This is a genomic window from Bradyrhizobium sp. NDS-1 (assembly GCF_032918005.1).
Lineage (GTDB): Bacteria > Pseudomonadota > Alphaproteobacteria > Rhizobiales > Xanthobacteraceae > Bradyrhizobium > Bradyrhizobium tunisiense.
The window spans coordinates 3,988,915-4,002,374 of the sequence record NZ_CP136628.1 but is presented as its reverse complement, the minus strand read 5'-3'; the positions used below and the strand labels follow the sequence as shown (position 1 = coordinate 4,002,374).

The window sequence follows — 13,460 nt, the reverse complement described above, 5'->3', positions numbered from 1 at the left end:
ATGCTCGCGGAAGCGCTCACTTCGACGCAGCGTCGTCCTTGGCGGCGTCCTTCGCGCTTTCCTTGGATTCCTTGGCCGGCTCGCCCTTGGCGCGCACGCCGGAGATCATCTGGCGCATCTGCCGCACCCGCACGCCGTCGGAAATCTCGAACTCGATCTGGTCGTCATCGACGACCTTGGTGACCTTGCCGACGAGGCCGCCCGAGGTCACGACGGTGTCGCCGCGGCGGATGTTCTTCACCAGGTCGGCGTGGTCGCGGACCTTCTTCTGCTGCGGGCGCAGAATCAGGAAGTACATGATCACGAAGATCAGGGCGAACGGCAGCAGCGACATCAACATGCTGTTGGTGTCGCCGGCGCCCGCGGCCTGGGCATACGCAGGAGTAATGAACATTCGGACGATCCTCGTGAGAACGGGGGAAAGCCGGTCAGGCCCTCAAAGGCGACCGGCTCGGTCAAATTCGCGCGGACTATAGCGGCCATTGCCCCAATTGCAACGCTGCCAGACCGCCCTTTTAGCCACCTTGCGGCGAGTCCTCAGGCCCGATAAGGCTGCGTTCTCAGGAACTTCGGACATGCCCAAAAACCTCAGCAAAAGCCCGGCCGGCAAAGGCCCCCGTACACCTGCCAGAAAGCCCGCCCGCGTCGCGGCAAATCGCCCCAAGGCGACGACCAGTGGGGCCCTCGAGGCAGCGCCCGACCTCTCCCAGGAGCGCATCGTCCGCGCGCTGGAGACCATTGCGGCGCACCTGTCCGCCCAGGGCAAGCCGGCCGTCTCCGCGGAGTCGTTCAAACAGGCGGATGCCTATGTCTGGCATCCCGACGGCCGCCTTGCGGCCGTGCCGCGGGTCAGCCGCGTCGAGTTGTTCCTGCTGAAGGGCGTCGACCGGATGCGCGACATCCTGATGGAGAACACCGAGCGCTTCGCCAACGGCCTACCCGCCAACAACGCGCTGCTCTGGGGCGCACGCGGGATGGGCAAATCGTCGCTGGTGAAGGCCGCGCATGCCAGCATCAACGCGGAGCGAAGGCCGGCCGACAAGCTGAAGCTGATCGAGATCCATCGCGAGGACATCGAAAGCCTGCCCGCGCTGATGGAGCAGCTTCGGGCCTCCGCCTTCCGCTTCATCGTGTTCTGCGACGATCTCTCATTCGACGGCAACGACGCCTCGTACAAGTCGCTGAAGGCGGTGCTCGAAGGCGGCATCGAGGGCCGGCCCGAGAACGTCATCCTCTACGCCACCTCGAACCGCCGCCATCTGCTCGCACGGGAGATGATCGAGAACGAGCGCTCCACCGCGATCAATCCCGGCGAAGCGGTCGAGGAGAAGGTCTCACTGTCGGATCGCTTCGGCCTCTGGCTCGGCTTCCACCGCTGCAGCCAGGACGAATATCTCGCCATGGTACGCGGCTATTGCAGCCATTTCGGCATTGAGGTCGACGACGAGGCGCTAGAGCGCGAGGCGCTGGAATGGTCGACCACCCGCGGCTCACGCTCGGGCCGTGTCGCCTGGCAGTTCGTGCAAGAGCTGGCGGGCCGGCTGGGCGTGAAGCTGACGGCGACGTAGCCAAAGCGAACGCGCGACCCCAACTGTCATTCCCCGCGAAAGCGGGGAATCCAGTACGCCGCGGCTTATCGGCTCAACAATAACTGTCTCTTGAATACTGGGTCGCCCGGTCAAGCCGGGCGACGACACTGTTCATACGGAGGCAACTTCGGCCTCACGCCCCGTTCAGGAATTGAAGCGGGTCAACCGGGCTCGATCCCTTGCGGATCTCGAAGTGGAGCTGCGGCGACGCCACTTCCCCGGATTGACCCGACTTGGCAATGACCTGACCGCGCTTGATGGTATCGCCGCGCTTCACCAGCAGCTCACTCGCATGGGCATATGCGGTGACGTAGCCGTTGGAATGCCGAACCAGGACCAGATTGCCGTAACCCTTCAGCTCGTTGCCGGAATAAGCGACGACACCATCTTCGGCAGCCTTGACCGGCGTCCCCTCGGGCACCGCGAGATTGATGCCGTCATTGGACTTGCCGTTTGTCTTGGCGCCGTAGCTCGTGACCACCTTGCCGCGCACCGGCCAGCGGAAGGTCGGCAGCGCGCTGGTGGTCTCCGCGGCCTTCGCCGGGGTCTCGGCGGGCTTCTCTTCGACGTTCGTCGTGGCCTGGGCCAGGCGCGCGCTCTGCACCGGTGCGGCAACGGCCGCCATCTTGGTGGCCGGCGCAGGAGCTGCGGCCACCGGCTGCAGCGTCCCCGCAACCGGCGCTGCCGCGACCGGAGCCGCAACGGCGGCGGTCTTGGCACCGGGCACGGTCAGCCTGGTGCCGAGCTTGAGCTTGGCTGAGGGATCGAGGCCGTTGGCACGAGCAAGCTCGGCCGACGAAATACGGTTCTTGCGGGCAATGCTGGCGAGCGTGTCGCCATGATTGACGAAGTGGGTGCTCGGTGGCGCAGCCATGGCAGCAACCGGCTTCGCAGCGGGAGCCGCCGCGACCGGGGCCGGCGCAGGTGCGGGCGCAGCGGCCGTGGCCGGATGCGGGATGATGAGCTGCTGGCCGGGCGAGAGCGCGCGCGGGCCCTTGTAGCCGTTGGCGGCGAGGATCGCTTGCGGCGTGACGTGGTAGCGCTTGGCGAGCACGTCGAGCGTGTCGCTGGTACCGACGATGATCTTGGTCCCGCCAGCCGGCTGAGCGGCGGCAACGGAGCGCGGCGGCACGGTGGCCGTGGTCTCCAGATGCGGCTGCGCCGGAGGTGCGTAGGAGCTGACGCCGCGCCCGCCTCCGGACACCCCTCCACCTGACGCAGCGGGATAGGATTGCGGCGCGGAGACCGCCGGCGGCGGCAAAGGCTGCGACTGATAATAACCGGGCTGCGTCTGCGGCCGCGAATATTGCGGCAGCTCACGCTGCTGCGGCGGCGCCTGCTGCACCGAACCGGTCTGGTCTGAGGCAAAGGGATTGGAGAAGTTCGACTGGGACAGCCGCGACGACATGTCGGCGCTGCACCCTGCGAAGCTGAAGGAAATCAGCGCCAGCACCGCGACCTGCGGTACGCGGCGCGAGTAAAGCAACTCGGCGACAACTGACATGGTTACTCACTCGTACGCAACAGAACTGGTGTTTTAAGTAAACACGCGCCGAGTAAATAACGGCTTAACCCTCCCAATAACATGTTGGCGGCACAGCCGATCCGGAAATCTACAGCTCCCGCGCCACCCCGGGCAGCGCCGGCACGAAGCGGACCTCGACGAGTTCCTTGCGCTCGATCCCGGCTTCGCCGCGGGTCAGGCGGATCAGCGTCTGCACGCCCTGATGCGGGCCGACCGGCGCGATCAGGATGCCGCCGACCTCGAGCCGCTCGACCAGATTGTCCGGAAGCCGCTCCACCGCGGCGGTGACGATGATGCGATCGAACGGGCCGATATTGGGCGGCAGATTGAGGCCGTCGCCGAGCATCACCTCGACATTGTGACAATTCAGCTTTTCAAGCCGGGCGCGCGCCGTGTCCGCAAGCTTGCGATAGCGCTCGACCGTCAGCACCTGGCCGGCGAGCCGCGACAGCACCGCCGCCTGGTAGCCGGAGCCGGCGCCGATCTCGAGCACGCGGTGCTGCTTCCGGAGCTGGAGCTGTTCGGTCATATAGGCCACGACGAAGGGCTGGCTGATGGTCTGTCCACAGGCGATCGGCAGCGCGCTGTCGCGGTAGGCGCCGTCGCGATCGGCCTCGTCGACGAAAAGCTCGCGCGGCACCTCCTCCATGGTTCGCAGCACCGCTTGATCGCTGATGCCCCGGCGTCTCAGCGTGAGCTGAAACATCATCTTTTCCGGCGGGTGCTGATTGGAGGTCATTGCCTGATTACGCTGTCTTGCCGGCCCCACGAGGCGCCAAGCCCGGACGCCAGAATCGTGTTCCTGCCTGGGAACCCATGATACTCTTCGCATGGCGCATTTGACCACCGACCGGCTTGCCAGAGGCGAGCCGCGATGACCATTTTCAGCCATCCCTTGGTCGAAACGCGCATTGCGTCAATTCGTGTTATCTGCGAACGTTTTTGGCAATGGGCAAGGACTCAATCATGACCGCGACAGGGCTTTCCGGCCGCTCTGTATTCCTCGTCGAGGACGAGGTGATGATCAGGATGATGGTCGCGGACATGCTCGAAGAGCTCGGCTACAAGGTCGCTGCCGAGGCCGGCGACATCACCGAGGCCATGCGGCTCGCTCAGGCGACCGAGTTCGACATCGCCATCCTCGACGTCAACGTCAACGGCAAGGTCATCTCGCCGGTCGCCGACGTGATCAAGGCCAAGGGCTGCCCGTTCATCTTTGCCACCGGCTACGGCTCCTCCGGCCTGCCCGAGCAGTACCGCGACCGGCCGGCGCTGCAGAAGCCGTTTCAGCTCGACGCCCTCGGCAAGACCATCGAAGCCGCGCTCCGCGGCGGATAGCCGCTATGTCCGATCCGGCACTTACTTCAACGTCGCGCTGAGCTCTTCGGAGAACGCCTCGTTGGTGCGGTCGAGCCTGAGCGGCGTGACCGAGACGTAGCGCTCGCGAAGCGCCGCGAGATCAGTGCCGTCGGCCGGCGTGTCCATCATCGCGGCGCGCTCGAAGCCGATCCAGAAATAGGGATTGCCCCGGCCGTCCTTGCGCTCGTCGATCCGCAAGAAACCGAGATTGCGTTTGCCCTGGCGCGTGACGCGGACGCCCAGCACATCCTCCGGCGCGCAGGACGGGAAGTTGACGTTGATGACGGTGTCCTTCGGGATGCCGGCGGCGATCACCTTGCGCAGGATGTCGGGCCCGAACTTGCGCGCGGTATCCCAGGGCGGGCGCTCGCGGGTCTCGACGCTGAACTCCTGCGACAGCGCGAACGACGGCAAGCCCAGGATGGTGCCCTCCAAGGCGCCGGCGATGGTGCCGGAATAGACCACGTCCTCGGCGACGTTACGGCCCTTGTTGACCCCGGACAGCACGATGTCGGGCAGTTTCGGCCCGAGGATATGGCGCGCCCCCATGATGACGCAGTCGGTCGGCGTGCCGCGCACGGCAAAGTGCCGTGGCCCGACCTCGCGCAGGCGCAAGGGATCGTTCAGCGACAGCGAATGCGACACGCCGGACTGGTCGAGCTCGGGCGCGACCACCCAGACATCGTCGGACAGCGCGCGCGCGATCTCCTCCACGACCTTGAGGCCGGGGGCGTGGATGCCGTCGTCATTGGTGCAGAGAATGCGCATGCGAAAGGTCGATTCCTGAAGGGGGTCTGAGCCGTCTTATCCGGCTCCGGCCGATCAGGCAAACCGGCTGCCAGGGACCCTGGTGGCAGGTTCCGGCTTGAGCCCGTTACCGGCGGATGCGCCATTGCGGCAGGAAGCGCGCCAGCCGGCCCTCCGCACGCAGCTGCATCGCCGGTACGACCGGGCTCACCACGGGAGCCTCGATCACGCCGAGCGCCTCCAATTGCGCAACGAACGGGTCCAACTCGGGCGCCTGCGGAAAGCGTTCGCGCGCCACCGTCAGCGCCTTGTCGAAGTCTGCTATATTCACACCGGGCTTGGCCCGCCGGCTCTGCACGAGATCGTCGTCCCACAGCCGCGCGAGCTCGATGTCGAGCACACCGCGCAGGCGCTGGTCCACGGCCTGGATGCCGGCAGCCGTCACCGCCCATTGTCTGCCGACCCAGAAGATGTCGCGGTGCAAGGCCATGAACGGTGGGTTCGCGTGGACGGGCCGGCAGGATAGCCGCCCGTCCGATCTTCGCAACCAATCGTTTTTAGCGTTAGTCGCGCGCGATCACCTTCAGACCGCCCATATAGGGCTGCAGCACGTCGGGGACCGCGATCGAGCCGTCCTCCTGCTGATAGGTTTCCATCACGGCGATCAGTGCGCGACCGACCGCGGTGCCGGAGCCGTTCAGGGTGTGCACGAAACGCGGTTTGCCGTCCGGGCCGCGCGAGCGCGCATCCATGCGCCGAGCCTGGAAGTCGCCGCAGACCGAGCAGCTGGAGATCTCGCGGAACGCCCCGCCCTCGCCCTGGCCCGGCATCCAGACCTCGATGTCATAGGTTTTTTGCGACGAGAAACCCATATCGCCTGCGCAGAGCGTCATCACGCGGTAATGCAGCCCGAGCCGCTGCAGCACCTGCTCGGCGCAGGACAGCATCCGCTCCAGCTCGTCCTTGCTCACCTCCGGCGTCGTCATCGACACCAGTTCGACCTTGGTGAACTGGTGCTGGCGGATCATGCCCCGGGTGTCGCGGCCCGCAGCCCCGGCTTCGGCGCGAAAGCACGGCGTCAGCGCGGTGAGCCGCATCGGCAATTGCTTCTCGTCCAGGATGGATTCCCGAGCGAGGTTGGTGAGCGACACCTCGGCGGTCGGGATGAGGCCAAGGCGCTCAGTCTTGAGCCGCTCATGGTCAGGCGCAGCGAGCAACTCGCCCTTGATCGCCCAGAACTGATCGTCCTCGAATTTCGGCAATTGTCCGGTGCCGAACATCACCTCGTTGCGCACCAGGAGCGGCGGATTGATCTCGGTGTAGCCGTGCTCCGTCGTGTGCAGGTCCAGCATGAACTGGCCGATCGCGCGTTCGAGCCGCGCCAGCCCCTTCTTCAGCACAACGAAGCGCGCGCCGGAGAGTTTTGCCGCTGCCTCGAAATCCATGTAGCCGAGCGCGGTGCCGAGATCGTCGTGGAGCTTCGGCGTGAAACCGTAGTTGCGCTTGTTGCCGTACACGTGGCGCTGCAAATTGCCGTGCTCGTCGACGCCATCGGGCACCTCGTCGAACGGAATGTTCGGTATCGCCGACAGCTCCTTCGTCAGCTCGTCGTCGGCAGCCTTCGCAGCCGCTTCGAGCTCCGGCATCGTAGTCTTGAGCTCGGCGACCTCGGCCATCAGCGTCGCAGCGCGTGCCTCGTCCTTGGCCTTCTTGGCGTCGCCGATCTCCTTGGAGGCCGCGTTGCGCCGCGCCTGCGCCTGCTCGGAGGCCAGGATCGCCGCCCGCCGCTTCTCGTCGATCGCGAGCAACGAGGCCGACAGCGGCTTCAGACCCCGCCGTGCGAGGCCGGCGTCGAAGGCTTGCGGATTGTCGCGGATCGATTTGATGTCGTGCATGGCTGTGGTCCCGGGAAGCGCGTAAACGTACACCGGAAAACGTTGTACGCCAGCGCGCCTCCCCTAGCACAGCTGTCATCATCCGCGAAAGCGGATGATCCAGTATTCCAGAGACGGCAGTGATTCCACGATAGGCCGCAGCGTACTGGATTCCCCGCATGCGCGGGGAATGACGCCGGAGGGTTTACCGCCCTACTCTGCCGGATTGGCCGGCGTCGAGACATCGGTGCCGCTGGTCGCCTGCGCGGCTGCCGCCGCCTTCTTCTCCACGATCCCGACCGCGATGATCGAGCCCTCGTAGAGCGCCATCAGGGGAAACGCCAGGGAGCACTGACTGAGCACGTCGGGCGGGGTCAGCACGGCTGCGATGACGAAGGCGATGACGATGAAATAGCGGCGCTTCTCGCGCAGCATCTTCGAGGTCACGATGCCGATGCGGCCGAGCAGAGTCAGGATCACCGGAAGCTGGAAGGCGATGCCGAAGGCGAAGATCAGCGACATCATCAGCGACAGATATTCGCCGACCTTGGGCAGGAGCTGGATCTGCGCGGTCTCGTCGCCGCCGGCCTGCTGCATGCCGAGCGAGAACCGCACCAGCATCGGCAGCACGACGAAATAGACCAGTGCGGACCCCAGCACGAAGAAGAAGGGAGTCGCGACCAGATATGGCAGGAAGGCCTGCTTCTCGTGCTTGTACAGTCCGGGCGCCACAAATCCATAGATCTGCGTCGCGATGACCGGGAACGAGATGAAGCCGGCGCCGAACAGCGCGAGCTTGAGCTGGGTGATGAAATATTCCAGCAGCGCCGTGTAGATGAATTTCGAGTTCTCGGGGCCAGCGATCCACACGAACGGCCAGACCAGCACGTTGTAGATCTGCTTGGCGAAGAAGAAGCAGAAGATGAAGGCAAGGCCGAAGCCGAGCAACGCCTTGATCAGCCGCGAACGCAGCTCGATCAGATGGTCCATCAGCGGGGCTTTGCTGGCCTCGATATCGGCGTCGGTCATGACGCTTTGGCGTCCTTGATCGCTTCGGATGGCGCGGTGTCCTGCGCGACGGCCGCTTGCTCGACCTCGCGGGTGATCGCGAGCGGCTCGTTCGCGGCCGCATGCGCCTCGGCTTCCATGAAGGTCGCCGGCGTCGGCGCTTCCGGCGTGGTGGGAGTCGTCGGGGGTTCAACGGCAGTCGTCGTGGACGTCTCGGCCGGCTTGTCGAGCGCATCGACGCGGAGCGCGTCGCTGACGTCCTTCTGGAGCGAGGTCAGCGGATTGAATCCCGTCGCGGCTTCCTTGACCTCGTCGAAGCTCTTCTTGAGGTCGGCCATTTCGGCCTCGCGCATCGCTTCCTGGAACTGGCCCTGGAATTCGGCGGCCATCTTGCGCGCTTTGCTCATCCACTGTCCGACCATGCGCAGCACGCCCGGCAGCTCTTTCGGGCCGATGGCGATCAGGGCCACGACCCCGATGAGGACCAGTTCACTCCACCCGATGTCGAACATGAGGTCTTCCGTTCACGCCAGCCGCAGCCGGCCCAACCCTCGCGCGCAGGATCGGGGCGCTGGCCGCGTCTCGCGTGCTTCTTTCGGCTCAGACGGCCTTGCTGCCGACGTCGGACCGTGCCGCGGTCGGCGCGGCATTGTTGTGCTCGATGGACTTGGCCGGCTCGGGCTTGTCACCGGACTTGTCGTCGTCCTGCATGCCCTTCTTGAATGCCTTGATGCCCTGCGCCACGTCGCCCATCAGATCCGAAATCTTGCCGCGGCCGAACAGCAGCAGGACCACTGCGATCACCAGGATCCAGTGCCAAATGCTGAGTGAACCCATCCTGCAACCCTCCAAACGCGCATGGCCAGGGGACCCGGCCGATCTTCACCGGAACGTAGGCTTGGCAGGGCTCAAAAACAAGGACCAAGGCAGTGCCAATTCGCTGTCGGCACTACGTAATCTTGCTAGTGTTAACTGGTCGCAGGAGCCCGCAAACAGCCGGGTGCTCACTCCTCGGTGCCACCCTCGCCGCCGCCTTCTTTGCCGCCGTCCGGCGTCTCTTCCGGGGTTTCGGGCTCGACCGCGGGCGCCAGCGCCAGATCGAGGTCGTCGCCCGGTTCCAGCGGATCCTCGTCCTCGCGGAGCTGCGGATCGTCAGAAGGCGTCGGCACGCTGAACCCGGTCGGCAGACGCGAATCCAACAGGCCCGTACCCTTCAGCTCCTCCAGACCCGGCAGATCGCCGAGCTGTTCCAGGGTGAACTGCGACAGGAAGTCCTCGGTGGTTCCGAAGGTCAGCGGACGGCCGGGCGTCTTGCGCCGTCCACGCGGCTTGATCCAGCCGGTCTCCAGCAGCACGTCCAGCGTGCCCTTCGAGGTGACGACGCCGCGGATCTCCTCGATCTCGGCGCGCGTCACCGGCTGGTGATAGGCAATGATCGCCAGCACCTCGATGGCCGCGCGCGAAAGGCGGCGGGTCTCGGTGCTCTCCCGCGTCATCAGCCAGGCGAGATCGCCGGCGGTGCGAAAGGTCCATTTGTTGGCGACGCGAACGAGATTCACTCCGCGCAAGGAATAGTCGGCCTGGAGCTGCTCGAGCGCGGCCTTGACGTCGACACCCTCGGGCATGCGCTTGGCCAGCGTCGCGGTATCCAGCGGTTCACTCGAAGCAAACAGCAGCGCTTCCAGCAGCCGCAGTTCCTCGGGACGTGCCTGGGTTTCGTTCTCCATCGGCTCGGCCTCGTCTACCCGCATTTCAGCCAGGCTTGCCATGGTAGCTTCTCCTTCTTGCACTTAACCGACCGGCGCATCAGACGCAGGAACTGCGTCCGGGACCGGTTTCGGGCGCCCCTTCCGGAAATAGATCGGCGCAAACGCCTCTTTCTGGTTCAGTTCCAGCTGACCTTCGCGCACGAGTTCGAGCGCGGCGGCAAAGCTCGAGGCGAACACCGTCGCGCGCTGCGTCGGGTCGGCGACGTGGCGGACCAGGAAATCGTCGAGCACGCCCCAATCGTCCTGCTCGCTGATGCTGCCGACCAGCCGCTCCAGCGTGGCGCGCGCCTCGGCGAGCGACCACACCGTGCGCTTGGCCAGATGCACGCTCGCCAGCACGCGCGACTGGCGCTGCGAGGCATAGGCGGTGAGCAAATCGTACAGCGTCGCCGTGTATTTCGGGTGCCTGATTTCGGCGATCTGCTCGGGCTCGCCGCGCGGGAAGATGTCACGCTGCAGTTGCGGCCTGTTCATCAGCCGGTTGGCGGCCTCGCGAATGGCTTCCAGCCGGCGCAGACGGTTGGCAAGCGCCGTCGCCATCTGCTCCGCGCTCGGGCCTTCCGCACTCGGCGGCTCCGGCAGCAGCAGGCGCGACTTCAGGAAGGCGAGCCAGGCCGCCATGACGAGGTAGTCGGCGGCGAGCTCCAGCCGGATTTTTCGCGCGGCTTCGATGAAGTGGAGATACTGGTCGGCGAGCGCCAGGATCGAGATCTTGGCGAGATCGACCTTCTGCTGCCGCGCCAGCGCGAGCAGCAGGTCGAGCGGGCCCTCATAGCCCTCGACGTCGACCACCAACGCCGGCTCACCCTCGGCAAGCTCTGCGGGCCGCCCGGTTTCGAAGGATAGAATTTCTGCGGTCATGCGGATGCCGTGTTTGCCCGTGCGATCAATGCGTCCAGCTCAGTGCGCGCGGCCGCCCGGTCGAACGGCTGCGGCGGCCTGCGTGCGGCGAGCGCGGCGTTCGCCCGCTCGAGCGCCCTGCCGGACAGTTCAGGTGTCTGGCCGGCGACCTCGCGCATCTCCTCGATGTTGCCGTTGCAATGCAGGGCCACGTCGCAACCGGCCGCGAAGATGGCGCGGGTCCGTTCGGCGATATTCCCCGACAGCGCGTTCATCGACACGTCATCACTCATTAACAAACCCTGGAACCCGATTGCGCCGCGAATCACGTCAGCAATCATTGTCGCAGATGTCGTCGCCGGATGGGCGGGGTCGACCGCGCTAAACACAACATGTGCAGTCATGGCCATCGGCAGATCCGCCAGCGGTTTGAACGCCGCGAAGTCGGTCTGTTCCAGCTCGGCTCTCGGCGTATCAACCGTCGGCAGCTGGAAATGGGTGTCCGCGGTGGCCCGGCCATGGCCGGGAATGTGTTTGAGGACCGGCAGCACGCCGCCCTGCTCCAGCCCTTCGGTGACGGCACGCGCGATCGCCGCGACCTTGCCCGGCTCGGTGCCATAGGCCCGGTTCCCGATGACGGCATCGGCGCCGGCCACCGGCACGTCGGCCAGCGGCAGGCAATCCACGGTAATCCCGAGATCGACGAGATCAGCTGCGATCAGGCGGGCGCTCAGGCGCGCCGCGGTGAGCCCGAGGGCCGAATCAGTGTCGTACAAATTCGAGAATACGGCGCCCGGCGGATAGACCGGCCAGTGCGGCGGACCCAGCCGCTGCACCCGTCCGCCCTCCTGGTCGATCAGGACCGGCGCGTCAGCGAGACCTGCCGCCGTCCGCAATTCCGCAACCAATGCAGCGACTTGGACGGGCGTAGAGACATTGCGCTTGAAGAGGATGAAACCCCATGGGCGCTGGTCGCGGATGAACTCCCGCTCGGCGGCGGTCAGTTCGGTTCCGGATACGCCGGTAATGAAGGCCCGCGTGCTCATAACGGCCGATTAACCCTGACCCGCGAGGGGGTCAAGGAAACGGCCGTTAATTCCTCTGGACGAAGCAGGCGGACAGGCCTGCCGACTTCAGGCTGTTGCAGGCCTGCGTCGCCTCCTCAGCCGAAGCATATGGCCCGGCGAAGGCGCGATAGACGACCCCCTTGCCCTTGTCGGTGAGGTCGACGCGCTTGATCACCGGCGAGCGGGAGCCGAGCACGCTGCCATACTTGCTCTGAAGCACGCGATACGAGGCGGCGGCGCTATCCTCGCTCTGCTGCGAGGAGACTTGCACGATGTAGCCGCCACCACCGCTGCTGCTGCTGGGCGCGATCTGAGTGGGGGCGGTCGCAGCCAGGCGCTGCGGTGGCTCAGTCGCCGGCGCCGATTGCGGTGCCAGCGACATCGGCTGGTTGGCGCTGGCATTGGCGGAGGTCGGCGGATTGCGCGGCGCGGCCGGTGCGACGGGTGCAGCAACAGGCTTTGGTGCAGCCGTCGTGGGCGTGGGCCTGGCCGCGGCGGATTGCGGCGCGGCACTATCGGTCTGATCGCCCTTCACGGCTACGGTCCTGATCGCGCGCGGCGAATTGTTCGGCAGCGTGCCATTGCTGGCAGCCAGCCCCGCGCCCGGCGGCGGCGCAGCGGACGGCGACACGCTCGCGACCGACGGCGGGTTCGCATTCTGGTTCAGCGGCGGGAACACCACGCGGGGGCCGCCCGCCTTGGCTGCGACATCGACCGGCGCCTCTTCGCGCGGCACGATCTTCTCGGCGCCATCGCCGCTCGCCATGCGATCCGGCACCTTGGCCGACGAATCCGCCGGCGCAGGCACGATCTTGGTCGGGGTATTGTCGGCCTTGATGATCGGCGGCTCACCGCTGCGGGGCGAACCGACATAGGTCTTGTAGGCAAAGGCTGCGCCCGTGCCGACGACGGCAAGCGCCAGGATCGCCGCGACCGTCATCATGCCGCCGCGCTGCTTCTTCGGCTCCTCGAGTTCGGGCTCGGGATAGTCGCTCTGATAGGCGTAGGGATCGTCCGGATAGGCCGGCTCACGCTGGTAGTCCTGCTCGCCTGCCTCGAGCCGACCATAGAGCGCATCGTCGTAGCGCGACGGATCGGGCTGCTGATATTGGCTCTGATCGGCTTGCTGCTGGTGGGCGTGATCCTGCGGCTGGTAAGCCTGCCCCTGATAGGCGTGATCCTGATAGGCATGCGGCTGATGAAGATCAGGCTCGGACGCAGCGGGCTGGGCTGAATAGCGATGCAGAGGATGGACCGGATTCACGGAGACGGGATAGTCAGGCTCCGGCACGGGTGCCGGCTGCGGCTGCACATTGGCGCGGCGCATCCATGAGGGCGGCCCGGGCGGAGTCTGCGAGGCCGGCTCGGCATAGTCCTGCTGGTCGTCATCCTGGCGGTAATCGTCGTCCCGATAGTTCAGGGCCGGCGCTGCCGGTGGAGCAGTCGGCCGCGACTGCGCGGCGAAAGGATCGGTCTGTCCGATCAGGCGGGCCAGCTCAGCCAAGGGATCGCTTTCCGCCCTCCCATGCTGATCGCCACCGCGACCATAGTCATCGGAAGGAAACGGTCTGTCCTGATATCGTTCGGCCATCGTGATGATGCGTCCCTTCGGGAAAGCCGCGCGCCCCTCGACCAAGGCACGGCTTTCGACCCACAAGGCTTTCAACCAAGTCTAAGCGATC

Annotated in this window: 15 protein-coding genes; 2 read left to right on the top strand and 13 right to left on the bottom strand. The window is 65.9% G+C overall.

Features of this window, described 5'->3' with window-relative positions; translation table 11 throughout:
- Nucleotides 1-16: 16 nt before the first annotated feature.
- Nucleotides 17-394: a preprotein translocase subunit YajC gene (gene yajC / locus RX330_RS18860; protein WP_317239386.1), complete on the bottom strand. Its 378-nt coding sequence runs from the start codon at nt 392-394 to the stop codon at nt 17-19.
- A 181-nt stretch (nt 395-575) separates the two neighbouring features.
- Between yajC and RX330_RS18855 the strand changes: the two genes are divergently transcribed.
- The gene (locus RX330_RS18855; protein WP_317239385.1) at nt 576-1,568 is read left to right on the top strand and encodes an ATP-binding protein; all 993 of its coding nucleotides are present in this window, start codon (nt 576-578) and stop codon (nt 1,566-1,568) included.
- Between the two features lie 154 nt (nt 1,569-1,722).
- Here the strand turns inward: RX330_RS18855 and RX330_RS18850 are convergent, their stop codons facing one another.
- Both RX330_RS18850 and RX330_RS18845 read right to left on the bottom strand, forming a co-directional pair.
- The gene (locus RX330_RS18850; protein WP_212084676.1) at nt 1,723-3,093 is read right to left on the bottom strand and encodes a LysM peptidoglycan-binding domain-containing M23 family metallopeptidase; all 1,371 of its coding nucleotides are present in this window, start codon (nt 3,091-3,093) and stop codon (nt 1,723-1,725) included.
- 109 nt (nt 3,094-3,202) lie between these two features.
- Nucleotides 3,203-3,853: a protein-L-isoaspartate(D-aspartate) O-methyltransferase gene (locus RX330_RS18845; protein WP_212084674.1), complete on the bottom strand. Its 651-nt coding sequence runs from the start codon at nt 3,851-3,853 to the stop codon at nt 3,203-3,205.
- A 227-nt stretch (nt 3,854-4,080) separates the two neighbouring features.
- On the opposite strand from RX330_RS18845, the gene RX330_RS18840 reads away from it, so the two are divergent.
- Nucleotides 4,081-4,452 (top strand): response regulator, encoded by a 372-nt coding sequence (locus RX330_RS18840; RefSeq protein ID WP_008547195.1) that lies wholly within the window; start codon nt 4,081-4,083, stop codon nt 4,450-4,452.
- A 21-nt stretch (nt 4,453-4,473) separates the two neighbouring features.
- On the opposite strand, the gene surE is transcribed toward RX330_RS18840, so the two are convergent.
- From surE to RX330_RS18790, 10 genes are all read right to left on the bottom strand, one after another.
- Entirely contained in the window at nt 4,474-5,241 is a 768-nt protein-coding gene (surE, locus tag RX330_RS18835) for a 5'/3'-nucleotidase SurE (protein ID WP_317239384.1), read from the bottom strand.
- Nucleotides 5,242-5,347: 106 nt separating this feature from the next.
- A complete protein-coding gene (locus tag RX330_RS18830) occupies nt 5,348-5,710 on the bottom strand; it encodes a hypothetical protein (RefSeq protein WP_212084670.1) in 363 nt (120 codons plus the stop codon).
- Between the two features lie 73 nt (nt 5,711-5,783).
- Entirely contained in the window at nt 5,784-7,115 is a 1,332-nt protein-coding gene (gene serS / locus RX330_RS18825; RefSeq protein ID WP_317239383.1) for a serine--tRNA ligase, read from the bottom strand.
- A 192-nt stretch (nt 7,116-7,307) separates the two neighbouring features.
- On the bottom strand, nt 7,308-8,123 hold the full coding sequence (tatC, locus tag RX330_RS18820) for a twin-arginine translocase subunit TatC (RefSeq protein ID WP_212084666.1): 816 nt from the start codon (nt 8,121-8,123) through the stop codon (nt 7,308-7,310).
- Nucleotides 8,120-8,614 carry a Sec-independent protein translocase protein TatB gene (gene tatB / locus RX330_RS18815; protein WP_317239382.1) on the bottom strand — a complete coding sequence of 165 codons (495 nt, stop codon included), beginning with the start codon at nt 8,612-8,614 and terminating at the stop codon, nt 8,120-8,122. Before tatB ends, tatC begins: the two co-directional genes overlap by 4 nt.
- A gap of 88 nt (nt 8,615-8,702) precedes the next feature.
- Nucleotides 8,703-8,939, bottom strand: coding sequence for a twin-arginine translocase TatA/TatE family subunit (locus RX330_RS18810; protein ID WP_212084662.1), 237 nt, complete (start codon nt 8,937-8,939; stop codon nt 8,703-8,705).
- A 167-nt stretch (nt 8,940-9,106) separates the two neighbouring features.
- The gene (scpB, locus tag RX330_RS18805) at nt 9,107-9,871 is read right to left on the bottom strand and encodes an SMC-Scp complex subunit ScpB (RefSeq protein ID WP_317239381.1); all 765 of its coding nucleotides are present in this window, start codon (nt 9,869-9,871) and stop codon (nt 9,107-9,109) included.
- Between the two features lie 21 nt (nt 9,872-9,892).
- Entirely contained in the window at nt 9,893-10,732 is an 840-nt protein-coding gene (locus RX330_RS18800; RefSeq protein ID WP_317239380.1) for a segregation and condensation protein A, read from the bottom strand.
- Nucleotides 10,729-11,757, bottom strand: coding sequence for a beta-N-acetylhexosaminidase (gene nagZ / locus RX330_RS18795; protein WP_317239379.1), 1,029 nt, complete (start codon nt 11,755-11,757; stop codon nt 10,729-10,731). Before nagZ ends, RX330_RS18800 begins: the two co-directional genes overlap by 4 nt.
- A gap of 46 nt (nt 11,758-11,803) precedes the next feature.
- Nucleotides 11,804-13,369 (bottom strand): SPOR domain-containing protein, encoded by a 1,566-nt coding sequence (locus RX330_RS18790; protein ID WP_317243928.1) that lies wholly within the window; start codon nt 13,367-13,369, stop codon nt 11,804-11,806.
- Nucleotides 13,370-13,460 lie beyond the last annotated feature (91 nt).

Coding starts and splice junctions, on each gene's coding strand:
- yajC (WP_317239386.1), bottom strand. CDS start 394: ATGTTCATTACTCCTGCGTATGCCCAGGCCGCGGGCGCCGGCGACACC.
- RX330_RS18855 (WP_317239385.1), top strand. CDS start 576: ATGCCCAAAAACCTCAGCAAAAGCCCGGCCGGCAAAGGCCCCCGTACA.
- RX330_RS18850 (WP_212084676.1), bottom strand. CDS start 3,093: ATGTCAGTTGTCGCCGAGTTGCTTTACTCGCGCCGCGTACCGCAGGTC.
- RX330_RS18845 (WP_212084674.1), bottom strand. CDS start 3,853: ATGACCTCCAATCAGCACCCGCCGGAAAAGATGATGTTTCAGCTCACG.
- RX330_RS18840 (WP_008547195.1), top strand. CDS start 4,081: ATGACCGCGACAGGGCTTTCCGGCCGCTCTGTATTCCTCGTCGAGGAC.
- surE (WP_317239384.1), bottom strand. CDS start 5,241: ATGCGCATTCTCTGCACCAATGACGACGGCATCCACGCCCCCGGCCTC.
- RX330_RS18830 (WP_212084670.1), bottom strand. CDS start 5,710: ATGGCCTTGCACCGCGACATCTTCTGGGTCGGCAGACAATGGGCGGTG.
- serS (WP_317239383.1), bottom strand. CDS start 7,115: ATGCACGACATCAAATCGATCCGCGACAATCCGCAAGCCTTCGACGCC.
- tatC (WP_212084666.1), bottom strand. CDS start 8,123: ATGACCGACGCCGATATCGAGGCCAGCAAAGCCCCGCTGATGGACCAT.
- tatB (WP_317239382.1), bottom strand. CDS start 8,614: ATGTTCGACATCGGGTGGAGTGAACTGGTCCTCATCGGGGTCGTGGCC.
- RX330_RS18810 (WP_212084662.1), bottom strand. CDS start 8,939: ATGGGTTCACTCAGCATTTGGCACTGGATCCTGGTGATCGCAGTGGTC.
- scpB (WP_317239381.1), bottom strand. CDS start 9,871: ATGGCAAGCCTGGCTGAAATGCGGGTAGACGAGGCCGAGCCGATGGAG.
- RX330_RS18800 (WP_317239380.1), bottom strand. CDS start 10,732: ATGACCGCAGAAATTCTATCCTTCGAAACCGGGCGGCCCGCAGAGCTT.
- nagZ (WP_317239379.1), bottom strand. CDS start 11,757: ATGAGCACGCGGGCCTTCATTACCGGCGTATCCGGAACCGAACTGACC.
- RX330_RS18790 (WP_317243928.1), bottom strand. CDS start 13,369: ATGGCCGAACGATATCAGGACAGACCGTTTCCTTCCGATGACTATGGT.